This is a genomic window from Microvirga sp. GN3 (assembly GCF_055792825.1).
The window spans coordinates 1-17411 of the sequence record NZ_JBVVAK010000109.1; the positions used below are offsets into that span (position 1 = coordinate 1).

Consider the following 17411-nt stretch of genomic DNA (forward strand, 5'->3'; position numbering starts at 1 on the left):
GTTTCCGTTGAGCCTGCGCATGGTCGAGGAGATGCTCGCCGCCCGAGGTATCCTGGTCAGCTACGAGACCGTGCGGCAGTGGGCGCTGAAGTTCGGCCAGGATTATGCCAACCGGATCCGCCGGTGTCTGCCCGCATCTGGAGACAAATGGCACCTTGATGAGGTTGCGATCAGCATCGCCGGCAAGAAGCATTGGCTCTGGAGAGCTGTCGATCAACATGGAGTCGTGCTCGACATCCTGGTTCAGAGCCGCCGTAACGCAAAAGCAGCCAAACGCCTGCTGCGGAAGCTGCTCAAGAAGCAGGGCACCGCCCCGCGTGTGATGATCACCGACAAACTCGCGAGCTACGGCGCGGCCAAGAGAGCCGTTATGCCCAATGTGGAGCATCGCCAGCATAAAGGCTTGAACAACCGCGCCGAGAATAGTTATCAGCCGACGCGACGACGTGAGCGCGTCATGAAGCGCTTCAAATCAGCCGGGCAGGCCCAACGCTTCCTCTCGGTCCATGATCAGGTGGCAAACCTCTTCCGCCGTCCTTCAAACATCACGCCGCCGCTCATCGCGCATTCCGAACTCAGGCCTTCCGAGCCTGGGCCGAGGTGACGGGTGTCGCAAGTGCCTGATCTGATGCTCCTGAAGGATAGACCTGTCTCAAGTCGTTAAGATCAATGGGCTCGGATCTTAGCTTGGCTTGGCCCGAGCTTCCTCAAGTTTCTGCATGGTCGCCGGGACTCCTTGGTCGCCTTCAGCCACGGATGCCGATCAGGCTACGATCCAGGGAAACGGCGCGGGAACATACCTTGGCCTTGGAGAAGGGGCGAACTCTGCCCAAGAGCTACCCACGCGCCCGGAACATCTCATTCGCCCAGAGGTCATAGACGTGCTGAATGGTGAGGTAGGTCTCGTAGGCCCGGTCGTACTGGCGGGCTGCCATAAAGCGCTCTCGCAGGGCGTGCAGGTACTCAAGCCGATGCGTCCACTGGGTTTGCCGCTCGTGTGACATGATCCCCCTCCAGCCAAGGGACATCAAACCCTCACTTTAAACCTCCTGTCGGAATAAATTCGATATCAAGGGTATAATCCTAGCGGTGCACCCAGATTAACTCTCGGATAGAGGCCGAAGCTTCGACACCGTTTGACATCGGGAGGGTCGGTAGTCCAAGGGCGACGGTCGCGAGGTCATAGATGAGGTTCGGGACGAACACGGCCCGCGGGTGCTGACGGATGGGCCGGTGAGCTTGGAGATGGCAGTGGTGTCGCAGGAGCAGGGTCTGCCACTCGCTTGGAGGAGGAGCGGCACGCTGCGATCTGGCGGTTGAGGTTGGCGAGGGCTGTCCGGGCATGATCTCTGAAGCGCTCCTGGAGGGTTGCGGGAGCCTCGTGCCACTTGCCAGGGTACTCGGCCTCATAGAACGTTCGCGCCACGTGCTCGACTTGCTCTCGCGTCATGCAAGTCTCCCTCATCTCATGGCTTAAGATACTCTATTTGGGAGTATTTGCCCTAAGCTCGGACGAGGTAATCCTTCGGAGACTGCGATGGGAAGGTGTTATGCAAGGGGATGGCATGACTGGGGTGACGAGCGGATTGAAGGCGGCTGGCAGCGGAGGCAGGAGTTGAACCCATCGGCTTGGACGAGCGATCAGCTCGGCTTCATGGATCTGCGGAATTCGCTTGGAAGCACACCGTAAGCCGCTTTGAAGCGGCGACCGAAGTGGGTCATGTCCACAAAGCCCCAAGCAAAGGCAATCTCGCTGACCGTGCGATGGGCTTGAAGCGGGTCCTTGAGAGCTCTGTAGCAGCGCTCCAATCGCCGGGACTGAATCAGACGGACAATCGACGTATCCTCTTGGGCCAGCAGCACATTGGCGTAGCGCACGCTGAGGCCGGCGGCGGCGGCCACCGCCTCTGGGTCAAGAGCCGGGTCGCTCAGCCTGGCGTCAATGGCCGCCCGCACGTTCACAAGGGCAGAGGCCCGCGCCGACGAAAGATACGGCCTTGGCCCCTCTTGCGTCTTCGCCAGTGAAAGGGCCACCAGATCGAGCGCCTGATCCTTCAGCGTCTCTGTGGCGGCCATGCCCAATTGACCTGCGTAATCCGGCAGCATGGCCAGAAACCCTGAAGCCAAGCGGTGCTCTGCCTCGCTTGGCTTCATGGGGCGACTGACCAAATCAATCGTTCTGCCGACACGCGCCTCCAAGGCCCGCCGGGGCACTTTCAGGACCAGCATCTGCGAGCCCGCCGAGAACTTCCCCTCATAGGGAATGCGGGGGTCGAGCAGTGTCAGGTCGCCGGGTTCCAGCACGACCTCGCGCCCCGCCTGCGCCAGAACCAGCATGCCGGCGACTTGGCGGCAGACGAACAGCTCATCGGCCTCCAGACGCGCGCACTGCCGCCGTGTGACGGCAACCGCCATCGCCGAGTTCGCGAAGAGGATCAGCCCGACCTCGGCCAGCGCCCCGGCTTGCAGCTCGGCGTGGAAGGTATGCCGGCACTCAGGCTGGGCGTCATGAGCGATCAGGTTCTTGCATGCAACACTGTGCCAATAATCAAACCGGTCGCGCGGGTGAACCTCGCTCGTCGAGAACAGCCTCTCCATCCTCTTTTCTATCTCCGTGGCGAATGAGCCGAGCAATTGTACCGCCGCAGCCGAGCCGTGAGCGGCTCGGGCAGGTATATTACAAGTATGCGAAGCGATAGTTCCGCTGTTCCCGAGGAGCCCATCATCAAGTTTACCCACCACCCTCGCGAGGATGTCGCAGGACGGATCAGCCGCCTGCGACCAGATCATTCGCCAGAACGTCGGGCGGCCCTTACCTCGCCCCTTTCAGCGCGATTGAGGTAGCGATGGATTTTGATGACGACCCCGTTGAGTCGCACGGACCTCATCCAGCCACGGACACCCTCGCCCATGTCCTCAGATGGGTAGGCTTGATGAGCGGGCTTGGCCTTCTCGCAGCGGCAGCTGTCATCGCGGTGGACTAACGGTTCCGTCGAACGGCTCCGTTGCATTAACTTGTAACGGGCACAACGAACCCAGTCGAACGGATCACTCATGCGACAAGACCGAAGAGCTGGTTCGCAAGACGGATTTCGCCTGTCACACCGGCCTGCGGCAGGATGCAGTGGCCACGACGGATCATGCGCATGACCTCAAAGCCCCTCAAAGTCGCAGAAGCTGTCTTCATCCTCTGAAAGCCGCGGGTCGGCCGGATCACGCGCTTGAGCGCGCCATGATCCGCTTCGATGATGTTGTTCAAGTATTTCGATGTCCGATGCTCGACATCGTTCGGCAGCAGCCCCTCGCTTTGCAAGCGTCGGATGGCCTTCGGGTACGATGCCAGTCTGTCGGTCGTGATCGAGCATGGCGGATGGTCGCTCATCGTCTTGAGCGCTTTGCGCAGAAAGCGATAGGCTGCTCCAGTATCGCGCCGCTCTGCCAGCATGGAGGCGATCAGTTGGCCGAATTTGTCGACAGCACGGAACAGGTACTTCCATCTCCCGCCAACCCGCCCATACGTCTCGTCTACGCGCCAGGAACCTGAGCGAGGTCCCTGGTATTGACGAACTCGCTTCTCAAGCTCTGGCCCAAGCGTGCAGCGTTCCAGGAAGCATCTCCCACACATCGACCGTGTTCTGTCTTGCTCGCATCACGGGAGCACGACAGGGCTCACGGGAGCACGGCATGGCCTGAGCTGCGCCAGTCCGTCCATCAGAGGATTTTCTCACAGATCGAAGAGGGTAGAGGGATCGACCGCGACACTGCGCTCCTGCATCATTTCGGCGAGATTGCGATCGCTGATCCCATACTTGCAGTACCAGCGCACACACAGCAGGATGATCTCAGCCGGAAAGCGGCGGCGCTTGAACAGAGACAACAGGGCGGCTCCTCACAGACCCACCCTCGTTACACCGCCAAAGTTAATGCAACGAAGCCCTCGAGTCGCCGTTCCCATCCATGGTTGGGCGACGAGAGCCACTCGAGGGCTCGTTGGTCTCGCCGGTGGCGCAGTCACTGGCGCTGTTGATGGTCTCGTGTTCAGCGCTGTAACAGGTTGGAACTGGCTAACATACGCCTGCATCATCGTGTCCGCCTTGTCCTCCGGACACAGGCGTTGGCAAGGTGGGCCCGCGGCAACGGTCGCAAAGCGCGGGTGACCATGTCCGCCAGGATGGCTGGCAACGTGCCCGGCATGGATCGGCCCTTCTATAGGGTGTGCCTTTCCGCACACCTCCCCGGTCCCGAAAATGCCACGGTACGCTCGCCTACTGTGTTCCCTGATGGAGCCGAACCATGCGCGCGATCCTCGCACTCCTCTGCCTGTTCTCCGGTTCGCCGGATGATGCTGCCGTGGAGAGCATCGACACGGCGCAGGAACCAAAGGTCGAACGGTACCGGGTGTTCCTCGCCGAGCTCGCTTCCGCAGGAACAGCCTCGGAGACCAAGGCTCCGATCGACTTGCCGGCAGGCCTGAAGGAAGCCATCGAGACCTGGACGGGCCCATAAGCCGCGGCACTCGGAGACTGGTGCGGGCGGAGGGACTCGAACCCCCACAGCTTGCGCCGTGAGGACCGCAAATCCTTGTCTCCCCGCCGTCAAAGGTCTCGGATTCCGTCGGACGAGACGTCATGGAATGCAGCCCACCGAATAGTCCACTCATGAGATAGATCGGCCATGCTGACCAGCACGGCGCTCGTCTCAGATGAGTTCAGCGGCAATCACCACGCAGGCTGCACAGATCAACACGCTGCCGAGAGGCCCGGCCATGCGGCGTCCCCAAGGGCTGTTCTTCTCAAAAGCCATGAGTGCACCGAGCGCCAGCATCCAGCCGATGCTTCCCGTGCCGACGACAAACATCAACAGCATGAGGGCCCAGCAGCAACCGACACAGTAAACGCCGTGCGCAAGACCAAGGTGGAAACTCTCCATTCGCGGTCGGCGGCCCTGCCAGCGGGCGGTGACGAAGCCGATGGGGGAGCGACAGGCTTCGAGGCAGCGATACTTCAGGGACGAGAATTGGAACAGGCCGGCCAGGAATAGGACCGCCGCCGCAATCGGCCAACCGTTGAAGGTGAGCCAGGGTGACCGCCGGACGACTTCGATCAGAGCAAGGCCCAGCACGTGGGCTGCGAGACCGAACCCGAGCCAGGCGATGAGATAACCGACGAGCAGCAGCGCGAGGAGTGCTGCGCGATTGCGGCGCCGCATCGTCAACCGGCGAAAGACGGTGATGAGCGGCAGGGTCGTCGGCAGCATCATCGCGGCCGTCATGAGCACCCAGCCGCTCACGTAAAGCAGCAGCGGCACGAGCACGGTTCCCGCCGGAAGAGCCGTGCACAGGGTCGCGATGAGACCCAGCTGTGTCCAGTCGTGGTCGAGATAGCGGGCATAGGGAGAAACGTCCCAGATGACGAGGGCACCCCAGGCGAGCAGGATTATGCCGGCAAACAGCGGCAGAAAGGCGCGATCGTGTGACGTGACCCTATTCATGGTGCGGCGTCGCAATCACATCGGGGAGGCAGTTTCGCCTTCAGCCCTGCAGTTCGAAATAGCCCTGAATGGCGTTGCGGCCCGAGATATCAAGGTCGATTCCGAGTTCTGGCTGGGCCAGTCGGAACCGGGATGCCTTGCTCACATAAGCGGGAGAGCCCGGGATTGTCGAGAAGATGCTCTCGACGAGCTTTGTCGGCTCTCCTGTTGGCCCTCGATAAGGCGCCATCTCGGCTTCGACGGCATCGCCGATGCGCAGCGTCCCAGCTCCCTCCTCCACATTGAACGTGATCGGGACTCGACGCACCGCCACTTCCTCACCGACAAGCCCCGCAAGATCGGCAAGCGGACCGCCGAGTTCTCCGCGAAACACCTTGAGAAGAGAAGCTTCCTGTTCAGCAGTGGCCCGGCTGTCGATATAGCGGATGGCGCGCCATCCGCCTTCCAGCACATTGCCCGGGATGAACGCGGCGACGCCGAAGTTCAGCCCCGAAACATCGGTGCCATTGATCTCGCCACGCTCGATCCGGTAGGCCAGCGAGGACTGACACGTGCCATTGTCCGGGTTCTCGCCGATCCAGCAGGGACAGAGCGTGTTGCAGTCGCAAACCTCGAGCAGCTCACCTTTGAGGTAGTATCCCATGGCCGCACCTCCTGTCCCCCAGCGCGGTCACCAAAGGAGATCTCATACTACCACGCTGGTCCCGAGGCGGCTATCGCAAACTGCCTAGCAGCGCCCCACGCGGGGAGCATGCAAGCATGTTGGCAGCTATGCCCGCCTGGAAGCAGCGCTCACCTGAGGGGCAAGTCAATGTGCTGAGGTGGCGGGCTTCTGATGCGGATTCACAACTCGGTGGCCCACAGATCCTTATCCTCCCCTTGTATCGGCTGACGCCATCATGCATTCGCGGGCTGAGCCAGCAGCCGGAAAGGATTGCCGTTTCGCATTCTGCTCCTTCGCTCCGCTTCCGGCGCCAATCAGGATCCCGCTGACGCTATGAATTCGCCAGCGAAGTCGTACATTCATGACAGTCGGCCCGGTGTAGCCTTCGATGCTGCTTCACCGTTGGTTCGACCGGGTGGATGGGAGGTCGTCATGGGGTTGATGAGATCCACCATTCTTGCTCCGTGGCTCGCTGCAGCAATGCTTGTCCTCTTCCCTGCGAGCACCAGAGCCGAGACCGAGGTTGATCTTGCGCTCGTCCTCGCGGTTGATGTCTCGTCGTCCATGGAGACGGAGGAGCAGGAGCTTCAGCGTCAGGGCTTCATCGCGGCATTTCGCTCGCCGGAGGTGCACAGCGCCATTCGCAAAGGCGAGCTGGGCCGTATTGCCGTCACGTACTTCGAATGGGCAGGCTCGTCGTATCAGAAGATCGTTGCTCCATGGACCTTGATCGGGCAATCCGCCGAGGCGCTCGACTTTGCCGATCGCCTCGCGCGCAGCCCTCTTCATCACTCCGGCCATACCTCCCTCTCCGGAGCCATCACGTTCGGCCTCAGACAGCTTCACGAGAGCAGATTCCTGGCAACCCGGCAGGTGATCGACATCTCCGGTGACGGGGCGAACAACCAGGGCGAAAGCCTGGCTGCGGTTCGCGAGGCGGCCCTGGCCCAAGGGATCACCATCAACGGCCTGCCGATCATGCTGAAGCGGCCGGATGGCATCTGGGACATCCCGGATCTCAATCTCTACTTCCGCAGTTGCGTCATCGGCGGTCCCGGCGCCTTCACGATCCCGGTCCGGAAGCTGACGCAGTTTGCCAGGGCCATCCGGGACAAGATCATCCGCGAGATTGCCGATCAGTCTCAGCCCGACGCTGTGGTTCATCCGGTTCAGATCGCCCCGGCCTACGACTGCTCGGCCGTGGAACTTCAGATGAGACGCCGGACAGGCCAGTAGATGGCTCCGCTAGCGCGGGCAATCGCGATAGCTCATCTCCGCACAGTCCGACATGGCGGTTGCACAGAGGATGGCATGCGTCAGGTCATCCTCGGTCAGGCGGCGCCAGGTATCGGACTCACTGTACAGGTAGGTTTCCCTCAGGCTCGCGCGTGTCAAGTTGATGCCCGTCAGGTTGGTATCCGACAAGGTCGTGTTGTCCAGATTGGCTTCCGTCAGGTTGGCTCCGGTCAGGTCAGCCTCGGTGAGATCCGCCCCCGTCAGGTCGGCCCCGGTCAGGTCAGCCCCAGCCAGGTTCGCGCCGCTCAGGTTAGCCTGATACAGGACCGCCTTGGTGAGATTGACACTTCCTCTTGCAGCAGAGGCTTCTGTCAGGTTGGCCCCGATCAGGTTGGCCTTGCTGAGGTTGGTGCGGTCCAATCTTGCGTGGACAAAACGGCCTCGGGAAAGAATGGCTCCGCTGAGGTCGGCTCCTGCAAGGTTGGCTTTGCCCAGATTGGCCTCCCGCGCGGTGATGCCGCTCAGCCCAGCATCCCTCAGGTCACATTCCTCACACTGTCCTGTCCCGCGGAACCGATTGAGATCGCTCGCGTCCCCCGCCCAGGTTGGGTTGGACGACAGGACCGAAGCAACCCACGTGGCCGTGAGCAGAGCCAGGAGCCGATAATGCGCTCGTGCCGTCATGGATGTGCCTCCTGTGCGTCGGATTGATAGCTCACATCGGTCTGCCACTCGAGTGCAAAAGCATATCACGACTTCGTCTGACACGGACAGGCTTTCACATGGGCAACGTGTGAATCAGCATCGAATGCTGACCCCCGAACCGACTGCCATAAATTGCATGACGTTGCTGCAAATTCATGGCGTCGGCGGGGTCATCATCGGCGCCGATCGTGACCCCGCCGAATTTCTATTTTGTGTCGCTAAACCAAGGCATTGCGCTTCCCTAGCGAGGGGACAACCTTCGGGGCCGATTCACACGAGAGCCTTTATCGGATTCCAGGCATTCGCCACTCGCGCTCGACCTTTGCCCTCCGTGAGCTGAAGAGAGCCATCTCGGTCGATCCCTTGCTGCTTGCGGGCGTAAGCGGGGCAGATTAGGGGGCGAGGGATTCGATAGCGGCCGCCGCGACCGCGGGCCACTTCTCGGTACGCTTGACCACGTCGAGCCAGAGGTCCTCGTTCTCCGCCTCGTCGACGTCTGGGTCATAGACCAGATGTGAGCGGCTTTTCGGGAGCGGGGTTTCGCCGCCTAAAACGGCCCCTCGAAATGCCTGCGACCGTGTTCGCTCCTTGGCTCAGCCGCTGGACGGATCGGGGCCGGGCTTGATGCGCGGAAGAACCCGCTCCACGTCCTGGTCCGCCGTGGCTTGTAACCTTGCATCCGGTGCCCGCGCGGCGTCATGCTCGCGAAGCACATCGGCGACGGTCTCCGGATCCATGTCCTGCGCCATGACGAGAAGGCGGTCTGCCTCATCGTCATGGCCGATGGCCTGCTCGTGAAGGCCCTGCTCAGCCAGCTTGCGGGCTTCCACCGCCTTCGGATCGGTCTCGGAACGATCCCGCCTGCGATCCGTCATGCTGTCCTCCCTCAGAATGCAGCCGGTGCCTCAGACCGTAACGCCGAGCGGCCATGGCGCGAACTCGGCCGATCCGAAATCGAACACCTCGCTCTTGGTGCGCTCGCCGGAAGCGACCCGTAGGATGCGGTCGAAGATGCGCTGTCCAGAGTCCTGCACACTCTCCTCGCCATCGAGGATCGTGCCGCAGTTCACGTCCATGTCCTCTTCCATCCGCCTGTAAAGAGGCGTGTTGGTGGCAATCTTAATCGATGGCGCCGGCTTGCAGCCGAAAACGCTACCGCGCCCAGTGGTGAAGCACACGACGTTCGCGCCACCTGCGACCTGTCCGGTCGCCGAGACCGGATCGAACCCCGGCGTGTCCATGAACACGAACCCCTTCGCCGTCGCAGGATCAGCGTATTTGATCACGTCCACGAGATTGGTGCTGCCAGCCTTGGCCATGGCACCGAGGGACTTTTCCAGAATGGTGGTCAGCCCCCCGGCTTTGTTGCCAGGCGACGGATTGGCGTTGATCTCCGCGCCGTGCTTGCGGGTATAGTCCTCCCACCACCGCATCAGTTCGACCAGCCTCTCGCCGACCTCCTGGCTGACGGCCCGACGGGTGAAGAGATGCTCGGCGCCATAGGTCTCGGTGGTTTCGGATAGGATCACCGTGCCGCCGTTGCGCACCACGAGATCGCTCGCGATCCCGAGGGCTGGATTGGCCGAAACCCCGGAGTAGCCGTCCGACCCACCGCATTGCAGGGCAACCTTCAGCTCCGTCGCCGGCACCGTCTCCCGATGCACGTGGTTCGCTTCGGCCAGAACCTCCCGCACAAAATCCATGCCGGCCTCCACGGTCTTGCGGGTGCCGCCCATCGCCTGAATATCCATGTTGCGGATTCGGTCGGTAAGGTTGTGCTCCTTTAGCATTGCGCCAATCTGGTTCACCTCGCAACCGAGCCCAAGCACGACGATATGGGAGAAGTTCGGGTGGCGCGCATATCCGGCGAGGGTGCGCCGCAAGAGCTGAAGAGGCTCTCCCTCCGGCATGCCGCAGCCGGTCTTGTGCGTTAGCGCGACGACGCCGTCGACGTTCGGATAGTCGGCCAGCGGCTCGAACCCGGTAAAGGGATGCCGCTTGAACGCGTCGGCCACGAGGCTCGCCACATGGGCGCTGCAATTCACTGAGGTCAGGATGCCGATGTAGTTGCGGGTCGCGACGCGGCCGTCGGGACGGCGAATGCCTTCGAATGTGGCCGGGACCTCGACATAGTCGGTCGGCTTCGCGTCCCGACCATAGGCATAGTCTTTCGCAAACTCTCCCATTCCCATGTTGTGGACATGGACGTGCTGTCCAGGGGCGATATCGGCTGTCGCAAAGCCAATAACCTGGCTGTAGCGGCGCACTGGCTCGCCTTGAGCGATCGGCCGCACAGCGACCTTATGTCCGGCAGGAATGCGGACAGAGGTTGCGATCCCATCCGCGACGGGCGTGTCAGCCATCAGGGTCGTGCGCGCAATCACGACATTATCGTCGGGATGAAGGCATATAACGGGGTGCATCGTCCCGGACTCCTTTTTGTGAAACCGCGTATCGACCAAATAGGTCCCATCCGCTGCGTCTGCTTAGGTCTCGGCGCAGATAAAGAACCTGCATCGATAGAATGTCTCATTTTATTTGGCGATGCGCCTTTGCCGACCCGCTTGAGCATATACGTCTGTGCTACATAGTCAGATCACGAGTCGGCGGGCGCCCTTCTTACGATGTTCCTGCCGGTCGGGTTTCTCGTTAGGCAGCTGAGCCCCTTCGCCCTGGAAACGGCAACCCCGTCATCGAGCGGCGAGACGGTCGTGTTGCAAACAATAAACTCCATGCAGGACTTCTGGAGCGCCCAAATCACTGAAAACCGCCGGGCTCAGATGCGTGGACAGGACATGGTCGACGGCTTCCTGCGTAGCGCCTTCCACGATGATCACCCAACGAGGAACCATATTGGCGGCGCGGCCCCGTTGCTCGGCTGTTTGGACGTTGCTCGCACCCTCATCCGCCCGGCAGATATGGGCCGCGCAGATTGCAGGCGCTTTTGTGACTTCGGGTAGGATGGCGTGAGACAGCCTGGCGAGAATGTCCGCATCCCGTCCCGCCTCGCAGTCGAAGCGGATCGTCCCGATGAAGCCACCTGACCCGTTACCCAACGAGACCTCGACATCACAAAGTGAGCGAGATGTGTTTCTGAAGTGCTGAACCGAGAGTGAGGTCCACTCCGTCGGGCTATTCAGTCGCGCTAAGTAATCCGGTCCAGTGAGCACAGACCGGTCTCGAACCTCATAAAGAGTGAAGTACTGCGGTGTTCCCGACAGAGCGATGTAGCGGCGGCCGCGCAGAAAGCCTGGGGTGCCGACCCGCTCCGGAATGTGCTCTCGGTCATGCCAATCGTAAAAGTTTGCGCGTCCCTCTTCAGTGATGTCGTTCCAAATTGCAATGACGCCTGATCCTGACAACGACATGGACTTCTCCTCTTTACACACTGTTTCTGGTTCGGCGCGATCGATAGCAAAGGTCGAAACGATCAAGCTGAACATAGGGGGTTGGATAGAGCCGTTGGGCAGCAACGGTCCTATGGGGCTAGGTCGACTGGTTCCGGCGCACCGCCGTTGGCCGCAGATCGGTATCCCGCCTCGACGACAGCGACCGCATGCTCCGCCTCGCGCAAACCTGCAACCGGAGGACGACCCTCCGTCAAATCCATCCAACTGCGCCTTAAGAACACGGAATAGAATTCGTCCGTATTATACTCGACCGTCGTAGCGCGTTCCTGCTGTTGGTCGCGTCCTTTGATGTAAAGCTGGTCCGCATAACCCCGGATGTAGGAGGAGGTATGCGAGATGGAGAATGCAAAGTCTCGCTGATCCTCCGCCGTTGATGGATACAGGTAGCCCGTTTCAATTACTCCGATTTGGCCTGCAGCGTTTCGGCAGGTGAATACGGCCTGCTCCTCGACGGTGACATCGGGTCGATACGTTCGCATCTGAGCCGAAACCTGGGTAATCGGGCCATTTGTCAGAGATGAGATCAGGTCAATGAAATGGACCCCGACATTCAGCGTGGACCCTCCACCTGCATATCGTCTGTCAAGCATCCAGCTGCACCCGCCACGCTCATATCGAGCGACCGGGCCCACGATGAACCTGAACGAGAGATGCTGATATCCTTCCGGCGTAAATCCCTCGGCGGGCGAAAGACGAGCAGCGAGATCGCTCACGCGCATGATGAAGGGAACACTGACGTAAACACCGTGCTTCTCCGACAGCTGCCGTATCCGACGGACCTCCTGGAGATTAAGCCCACAGGGCTTTTCGATCAGAAACGGAATGCTGCGGACAATCAGCCGCTCGGCCAGTCCCGCCATCTCAGAGTGGCGGCTGAACACCAGAGCAAAGTCGAAATCCTCATTCAGGAGATCTTCGTTGGAGTCGTACAGGTTACAATTCAGCTGATCTGCGACTCGTGCTCCGGCAAATGACGCAGCATCTGAGATACCCACCACCTGGATACCAGGATCTCGCAACGCGGAGAGATACAGGGGAAAGTGCCAATGGCTGACGTCGAAAACAGCAATTCTCATTGGAGGCTCCGTAGCATTGCGATTGGCCAGGCCATTAGTCCATGTAGGAGCCACCATTCACACTCAATGTCTCACCGAAGATGTAGCTTGCATCATCTGACACGAGGAAGGCAGCGGCCCGTGCAATCTCCTCTGGGCGCCCAAGGCGGCCCGCAGGAATGCGAGAGATGGTCGTCGCCTTCATATCGGGGCTCATCTCATCGGTAAGTTCCGTTGCGACGAGGCCTGGCGCGATCGCATTGACGTTGATTCCAAACGGTGCCGCGTAGAGCGCCAGGGATTTCGTCAGGCCAATGATTCCAGCCTTCGCAGCGGTATAATGTGCATTCCCAATGAAGTCGCCGCGCTTACCGGCGACCGAACTTACGTTGACGATTTTCCCATATTGTTGTGCCTTCATCGCGGCGAGAACGGCTTGGCAGCAATTGAACGAGCCTTTGAGATGGATGTTGATCATCCGATCCCATTTCTCGGAGCTAATCTCGGGAAAGCTGACGAAGTCGCCTATTCCAGCGTTGTTGATCAGGATGTCGACACGACCATGGTCGGCGAGGAGCTGGCGGAAGGCCTCCTCAACCTGGGACGTGTCAGCCACGTCAAAAGCGATGGCGCTGGCGTTTCCACCGCGTCCTCGAATGGCCTCCGCGGCCTCGGTCGCTGGTTCGAGCGTGCGGTCGTTGACGATCACATGAGCCCCACGGTCGGCGAGAACATCGGCGATAGCGCTACCCAATCCGCGCCCTGCGCCTGTGACCACGGCGATCTTGCCCGACAGGTCCTGCTGATTTGAACTCATGTTGACTCCCGGAGTTGGCTCGGCGGGACGATTAGAGCGCTCTGGTTTGCGAAATCCCGCAGATTGTGCTAGTGGAATGCCGTTCCAGTAATCTTGATAACGTGGTGCCATGCGACTTGTCAAATCCCTCGTCGAACGCTGCTTCGACCTCATCACACTGCTCAGTGAGCATGCGGGGGCGATGCCACTCGGCGAGATCAGCCGCCGCCTAGATGTGCCTAAGAGCGCGGCTCACCGTCTTCTCACCACCTTGTGCGACCTGGGCTGGGCCGAGCAGGATCCTGACAACGGCTTCTACCGCCTGTCCCTGCGCCTGGCTGTAGTTGGCCAGCGCCTCCTGGTCGGGACGCGGATCCCGGACATCTGCCAACCAATCCTGGATCGGTTGGCAAATGCGACAGAAGGTCTTGGTAGGATTGCGATTGTCGATCCAGACGGCCTCACCTGGATTGCGCAGTCGCAAGGCGCACGGTCCGGCTTGATCTACCAGCCTGATGTCATGGCACAAGTTCCCCTTCATACGACAGCAAACGGGAAAGCATGGCTGGCGACACTCGATCGAGAGGAGGCTCTGGCCCGCGCTGTTGCCAGTGGTCTGGGACGTACCGATATGGGCGGTCCTAGGGTAATTACGACGAAGCAAACGTTCTCCGCGGCCCTGGACGAAACCCAAGAGCAGGGCTGGGCTGCTGCAATTGAAGAGGCTGAGCCTGGAGTTGCCGCCGTTGCCGCCGTGATCCGCGTGGGCGAGCAGGTTGTTGGAACGGTGAGCGTTGCCGGCCCAACCCATCGCTTCTCTCCGGCTGTGGTTCCGCAGGTGGCGGAGCAGGTCAAGTCAGCTGCGCAGGAACTTTCTGCCCTCTGGCCCTACCGGATTGCCTCTCCCCTCAGGCAGGTCCCGCCGGCCCAAGCTACCTCAAGTGCCTGACGAAGCTCATTAATCTATCAACCTCGTTGCTAATTGCCGCAGAGGCGGGGCGGCAGAGTTGACACCAAGCCAGTTAGTGGAATAGCGTTCCAGTAACAACGGGACCTGAACCGGGCCAGCAAAGAGCGACCGCACCGCGGGCCAAGGAGGGAACAGTGGCTAACGTTGAGCTAAAAGCAGTCCGCAAGGCGTATGGCGCCGCTTCCGTGCTCCACGGCGTCTCAGTTGATATTCGCGACGGTGAGTTCGTGACGTTGGTCGGGCCATCCGGATGCGGGAAGTCGACATTGCTGCGCATGATCGCCGGCCTCGAAGACATCACGGGCGGGGAAATCCAGATTGGCGGTCGTACCGTGAACGGCGTTCCACCAAAGGAGCGCGATATTGCTATGGTGTTTCAAAACTATGCGCTCTATCCCCACATGACCGTTGCTGAGAACATGGGTTTCTCCCTGAAGCTGAAAAAGGCTCCCCGTGAGGAGCGCGAGGCGCGTGTTAAGCGCGCGGCTGAGATCCTTAGCCTCACCAAGCTTCTTGATCGCTATCCCCGCCAACTCTCGGGAGGCCAGCGGCAGCGCGTGGCAATGGGGCGTGCGATCGTCAGAAACCCGCAAGTCTTCCTCTTTGACGAGCCGTTGTCGAACCTTGACGCCAAGCTCCGGGTGCAGATGCGCACCGAGATCAAGGAACTGCATCAGCGCTTGAGGACCACCACGGTGTACGTGACGCACGACCAGGTCGAGGCCATGACGATGGCCGACAAGATCGTCGTCATGCATGACGGCGTCGTGGAGCAGGTCGGCGCACCGCTCGAGCTTTACGACAGTCCCGCCAATATGTTCGTGGCTGGCTTCATCGGCTCTCCAGCGATGAACTTCCTGAAAGGACGCTGTGAACAAGGGCGGTTCGTGCTCGAAGACGGGTCTGCCCTGCCTTTGCCGGCCGGCTTTCGACATGTGCCTTCCGGTGACGTCGTCTATGGAGTCCGCCCCGAGCATCTTGTCTTGAACGATGACGGATTGCCTCTCACCGTAGCCGTCGTCGAACCGACAGGCTCCGAAACGCAGGTCATTGCTCGACATGGCTCTCAGAGCATTGTCTGCATTTTTCGGGATCGCGTCCCTCCCCGCGTTGGAGAAACCATTCGGGTCATCCCGGACGTGTCCCGCATCCATCTGTTCAGCGAACGTGACGGCCAGCGCCTCTCGTAGGCACTGACGAACTGACGAAACGCCAGCCCTACGGCTGGAGCACCGCACGCATCGCGATCGAGAGAACCACACGGAACGAACATGTCAGCAACCCGAACCCAGGCCGTGGCCAATTCCGCTGGAGCTGGTCTTTTAGGCGAAACGCTGGACACTCACAGCGGAGCTCGCTTCTCATGGGCTCCCTATCTTTGGTTTGCCCCAGCGATCCTGATCCTGTTTCTCGTCACGCTTTACCCATCGGTCTTTGTCACCTGGCTGAGCTTTCAAAAGACACGGTACTACGAGCTCACAGGGTTTGTGGGCCTGGCCAATTACGCGGAGGTGTTCGGCTCCTCGGCATTTTGGGACACGACTTTCATCTCGCTGGCTTACGTCGTCGGATCGCTTGCGGGCGCCTTGGCCCTCGGCATGGCAGCGGCGCTCGTCCTGAACAACGCCGGGGCCACCGGATCGGTCCTGCGAGTGCTCATTCTTTTTCCATGGACGCTGTCCATGTCGGTGGTGGGGAGCATCTGGCTTTGGCTTCTCAATCCGTCGTTTGGGCCTATCCCCTACCTGATGCAGGTGATCGGTCTTGATCCCGGGCTGATGTTGGGCGATCCGGGCCTTGCGTTGCCGCTCATCATCGTCGCTACCGCCTGGTGGTCATTCCCTTACGTCATGGTCATGACCACGGCCGCGATGCAGTCCATTCCCAAGGAGCTTTACGAAGCAGTGGAGATCGACGGCGGCGGTGCCCTGATCAAGTTCCGGCATATCACGCTGACACAGATCCTCCCGACCTTGGGCAGCACTGCACTCACCCTCTCGATCATGTACCTGACCCTGATGACGCTGATTATCGTCATGACTGGCGGCGGACCGCTCGGGGCCACGACCACCTTAAGCTTCGAGGCGTTCCGCGGCACCATCCAGGCCGTCAATATCGGACCTACGGCGGTTGTCTCGATTGTCGTCCTTTTGATCAACGTCGCCCTCGGTGTGCTCTACATCCGGCTCACCGGTCGCGTCACTGGATAGGATACCCTGCATATGAGTGCCGCCATATCCTCTGGTCGCCCCACCGGGCGGGTACCAGCAATCCTCGGGTCCTTCCTCTTTGCGGTCATTGTGCTCGGGCCCGTGGCCTGGGCCCTGGCGACCTCGTTCAAGACTGAAGTGGAGGCGGTCGCTGTCCCTCCAACCCTCTGGCCGAACGTGGCAACACTGGAGAACTACTTCAAAGTCTTCCGGGACCAGTCCTTCCTTCAGGATTTCTGGAATTCGGTTGCCTATGCCGTTGGCGCTGTCGCTCTCGCGCTCCTGGTTGGGATCCCTGCTGGTTACGCAGCCGCACGCTTCTCCTTTAAGGGCAAGCGGGTCCTGATGCTCGTGATCCTGGCGACATCAATGGTGCCAGGCGTCGCGCTGCTGGTTCCCACGTACTACCTGCTCGACGCTGTCGGACTGCTCAACAGCGGGATCGTGGTCACCATTATTCTCTCGGCACGCATCATTCCACAAACGGTTTGGTTCATTGCCAACTTCGTCGAAGCGGTCCCAGTGGAGATCGAGGACTCGGCCTTCATGGATGGCGCGAACCGATTTCAGATCGTCTGGAACCTCATCCTGCCGCTGATACGACCTGGTATCGCCGCGGTTGCGACGATCGGCATCGTCACCACCTGGAACGATTACATCACTGTTGCAGTCTTTGCTCCCGAAGTGGCCAAGAGAACCCTTCAGGTTGCCCTCGTCAACCAAGTCTTCGACGCGATCGGCATCTCGTGGTCGTACATGATGGCTTTCGTCATCATCGCATCGATGCCCGTGATCCTCATGTTCGGCTTCGTTCAAAAATGGTTCATCTCCGGCCTTACAGCTGGCGCGGTGAAAGGCTGAGCCAGCATCTATAG

18 protein-coding genes and 2 pseudogenes are annotated in these 17411 nt (G+C 60.5%); 7 read left to right on the forward strand and 13 right to left on the reverse strand.

Translation table 11 applies throughout. From position 1 onward, the window contains the following. Positions 1-624, forward strand: a pseudogene (locus ACS5Q1_RS33900) (IS6 family transposase); the annotation flags it as partial. A gap of 212 nt (positions 625-836) precedes the next feature. Here the strand turns inward: ACS5Q1_RS33900 and ACS5Q1_RS33905 are convergent. The 5 genes and pseudogenes from ACS5Q1_RS33905 to ACS5Q1_RS33925 form a co-directional block, all read right to left on the reverse strand. After that, complete coding sequence (locus tag ACS5Q1_RS33905) at positions 837-1004, reverse strand: hypothetical protein (RefSeq protein WP_473102349.1); 168 nt, start codon at positions 1002-1004, stop codon at positions 837-839. A 176-nt stretch (positions 1005-1180) separates the two neighbouring features. Further along, positions 1181-1450, reverse strand: a complete 270-nt coding sequence (locus ACS5Q1_RS33910; protein ID WP_473102350.1) for a hypothetical protein — start codon at positions 1448-1450, stop codon at positions 1181-1183. Positions 1451-1641: 191 nt separating this feature from the next. After that, positions 1642-2598, reverse strand: a complete 957-nt coding sequence (locus ACS5Q1_RS33915; protein WP_473102351.1) for an AraC-like ligand-binding domain-containing protein — start codon at positions 2596-2598, stop codon at positions 1642-1644. Between the two features lie 454 nt (positions 2599-3052). Further along, positions 3053-3625, reverse strand: a complete 573-nt coding sequence (locus tag ACS5Q1_RS33920; RefSeq protein WP_473102352.1) for an IS6 family transposase — start codon at positions 3623-3625, stop codon at positions 3053-3055. A gap of 94 nt (positions 3626-3719) precedes the next feature. Continuing rightward, positions 3720-3871: pseudogene (locus ACS5Q1_RS33925) on the reverse strand (IS6 family transposase); the annotation flags it as partial. Positions 3872-4293: 422 nt separating this feature from the next. Here ACS5Q1_RS33925 and ACS5Q1_RS33930 point away from each other — a divergent pair. Continuing rightward, positions 4294-4506 (forward strand): hypothetical protein, encoded by a 213-nt coding sequence (locus tag ACS5Q1_RS33930; RefSeq protein ID WP_473102353.1) that lies wholly within the window; start codon positions 4294-4296, stop codon positions 4504-4506. Positions 4507-4698: 192 nt separating this feature from the next. Here the strand turns inward: ACS5Q1_RS33930 and ACS5Q1_RS33935 are convergent, their stop codons facing one another. Together ACS5Q1_RS33935 and ACS5Q1_RS33940 are read right to left on the reverse strand one after the other, a co-directional pair. Then, on the reverse strand, positions 4699-5490 hold the full coding sequence (locus tag ACS5Q1_RS33935) for a DUF2182 domain-containing protein (RefSeq protein ID WP_473102354.1): 792 nt from the start codon (positions 5488-5490) through the stop codon (positions 4699-4701). A 40-nt stretch (positions 5491-5530) separates the two neighbouring features. Then, entirely contained in the window at positions 5531-6133 is a 603-nt protein-coding gene (locus tag ACS5Q1_RS33940) for a DUF1326 domain-containing protein (protein WP_473102355.1), read from the reverse strand. A 453-nt stretch (positions 6134-6586) separates the two neighbouring features. Here ACS5Q1_RS33940 and ACS5Q1_RS33945 point away from each other — a divergent pair, with 453 nt between their 5' ends. Next, a complete protein-coding gene (locus tag ACS5Q1_RS33945) occupies positions 6587-7390 on the forward strand; it encodes a DUF1194 domain-containing protein (protein WP_473102356.1) in 804 nt (267 codons plus the stop codon). 9 nt (positions 7391-7399) lie between these two features. Here the strand turns inward: ACS5Q1_RS33945 and ACS5Q1_RS33950 are convergent, their stop codons facing one another. The 6 genes from ACS5Q1_RS33950 to ACS5Q1_RS33975 all read right to left on the reverse strand — a co-directional run bounded on the left by ACS5Q1_RS33950 (position 7400) and on the right by ACS5Q1_RS33975 (position 13377). After that, positions 7400-8074: a pentapeptide repeat-containing protein gene (locus ACS5Q1_RS33950; RefSeq protein ID WP_473102358.1), complete on the reverse strand. Its 675-nt coding sequence runs from the start codon at positions 8072-8074 to the stop codon at positions 7400-7402. A gap of 614 nt (positions 8075-8688) precedes the next feature. Beyond that, positions 8689-8970 (reverse strand): hypothetical protein, encoded by a 282-nt coding sequence (locus tag ACS5Q1_RS33955; protein WP_473102359.1) that lies wholly within the window; start codon positions 8968-8970, stop codon positions 8689-8691. Between the two features lie 30 nt (positions 8971-9000). Then, positions 9001-10518: a UxaA family hydrolase gene (locus ACS5Q1_RS33960; RefSeq protein ID WP_473102360.1), complete on the reverse strand. Its 1518-nt coding sequence runs from the start codon at positions 10516-10518 to the stop codon at positions 9001-9003. A 267-nt stretch (positions 10519-10785) separates the two neighbouring features. Then, a complete protein-coding gene (locus tag ACS5Q1_RS33965) occupies positions 10786-11538 on the reverse strand; it encodes a hypothetical protein (RefSeq protein ID WP_473102361.1) in 753 nt (250 codons plus the stop codon). 35 nt (positions 11539-11573) lie between these two features. Then, positions 11574-12581, reverse strand: coding sequence for a Gfo/Idh/MocA family protein (locus tag ACS5Q1_RS33970; protein WP_473102362.1), 1008 nt, complete (start codon positions 12579-12581; stop codon positions 11574-11576). A gap of 34 nt (positions 12582-12615) precedes the next feature. Then, positions 12616-13377, reverse strand: a complete 762-nt coding sequence (locus tag ACS5Q1_RS33975; protein ID WP_473102363.1) for an SDR family oxidoreductase — start codon at positions 13375-13377, stop codon at positions 12616-12618. 109 nt (positions 13378-13486) lie between these two features. Between ACS5Q1_RS33975 and ACS5Q1_RS33980 the strand changes: the two genes are divergently transcribed. From ACS5Q1_RS33980 to ACS5Q1_RS33995, 4 genes are all read left to right on the forward strand, one after another. Beyond that, positions 13487-14305, forward strand: a complete 819-nt coding sequence (locus ACS5Q1_RS33980; RefSeq protein ID WP_473102364.1) for an IclR family transcriptional regulator — start codon at positions 13487-13489, stop codon at positions 14303-14305. Positions 14306-14460: 155 nt separating this feature from the next. Beyond that, positions 14461-15516: an ABC transporter ATP-binding protein gene (locus ACS5Q1_RS33985; protein WP_473102365.1), complete on the forward strand. Its 1056-nt coding sequence runs from the start codon at positions 14461-14463 to the stop codon at positions 15514-15516. 81 nt (positions 15517-15597) lie between these two features. Next, a complete protein-coding gene (locus tag ACS5Q1_RS33990) occupies positions 15598-16536 on the forward strand; it encodes a carbohydrate ABC transporter permease (protein ID WP_473102366.1) in 939 nt (312 codons plus the stop codon). A 12-nt stretch (positions 16537-16548) separates the two neighbouring features. Next, positions 16549-17397, forward strand: coding sequence for a carbohydrate ABC transporter permease (locus ACS5Q1_RS33995; RefSeq protein WP_473102367.1), 849 nt, complete (start codon positions 16549-16551; stop codon positions 17395-17397). Positions 17398-17411: the final 14 nt, after the last annotated feature.

What these genes read in the sequence shown, in the direction of transcription:
- ACS5Q1_RS33905 (WP_473102349.1), bottom strand. Translation starts at nt 1,004, where the DNA reads ATGTCACACGAGCGGCAAACCCAGTGGACGCATCGGCTTGAGTACCTG.
- ACS5Q1_RS33910 (WP_473102350.1), bottom strand. Translation starts at nt 1,450, where the DNA reads ATGACGCGAGAGCAAGTCGAGCACGTGGCGCGAACGTTCTATGAGGCC.
- ACS5Q1_RS33915 (WP_473102351.1), bottom strand. Translation starts at nt 2,598, where the DNA reads ATGGAGAGGCTGTTCTCGACGAGCGAGGTTCACCCGCGCGACCGGTTT.
- ACS5Q1_RS33920 (WP_473102352.1), bottom strand. Translation starts at nt 3,625, where the DNA reads ATGTGTGGGAGATGCTTCCTGGAACGCTGCACGCTTGGGCCAGAGCTT.
- ACS5Q1_RS33930 (WP_473102353.1), top strand. Translation starts at nt 4,294, where the DNA reads ATGCGCGCGATCCTCGCACTCCTCTGCCTGTTCTCCGGTTCGCCGGAT.
- ACS5Q1_RS33935 (WP_473102354.1), bottom strand. Translation starts at nt 5,490, where the DNA reads ATGAATAGGGTCACGTCACACGATCGCGCCTTTCTGCCGCTGTTTGCC.
- ACS5Q1_RS33940 (WP_473102355.1), bottom strand. Translation starts at nt 6,133, where the DNA reads ATGGGATACTACCTCAAAGGTGAGCTGCTCGAGGTTTGCGACTGCAAC.
- ACS5Q1_RS33945 (WP_473102356.1), top strand. Translation starts at nt 6,587, where the DNA reads ATGGGGTTGATGAGATCCACCATTCTTGCTCCGTGGCTCGCTGCAGCA.
- ACS5Q1_RS33950 (WP_473102358.1), bottom strand. Translation starts at nt 8,074, where the DNA reads ATGACGGCACGAGCGCATTATCGGCTCCTGGCTCTGCTCACGGCCACG.
- ACS5Q1_RS33955 (WP_473102359.1), bottom strand. Translation starts at nt 8,970, where the DNA reads ATGACGGATCGCAGGCGGGATCGTTCCGAGACCGATCCGAAGGCGGTG.
- ACS5Q1_RS33960 (WP_473102360.1), bottom strand. Translation starts at nt 10,518, where the DNA reads ATGCACCCCGTTATATGCCTTCATCCCGACGATAATGTCGTGATTGCG.
- ACS5Q1_RS33965 (WP_473102361.1), bottom strand. Translation starts at nt 11,538, where the DNA reads ATGTTCAGCTTGATCGTTTCGACCTTTGCTATCGATCGCGCCGAACCA.
- ACS5Q1_RS33970 (WP_473102362.1), bottom strand. Translation starts at nt 12,581, where the DNA reads ATGAGAATTGCTGTTTTCGACGTCAGCCATTGGCACTTTCCCCTGTAT.
- ACS5Q1_RS33975 (WP_473102363.1), bottom strand. Translation starts at nt 13,377, where the DNA reads ATGAGTTCAAATCAGCAGGACCTGTCGGGCAAGATCGCCGTGGTCACA.
- ACS5Q1_RS33980 (WP_473102364.1), top strand. Translation starts at nt 13,487, where the DNA reads ATGCGACTTGTCAAATCCCTCGTCGAACGCTGCTTCGACCTCATCACA.
- ACS5Q1_RS33990 (WP_473102366.1), top strand. Translation starts at nt 15,598, where the DNA reads ATGTCAGCAACCCGAACCCAGGCCGTGGCCAATTCCGCTGGAGCTGGT.
- ACS5Q1_RS33995 (WP_473102367.1), top strand. Translation starts at nt 16,549, where the DNA reads ATGAGTGCCGCCATATCCTCTGGTCGCCCCACCGGGCGGGTACCAGCA.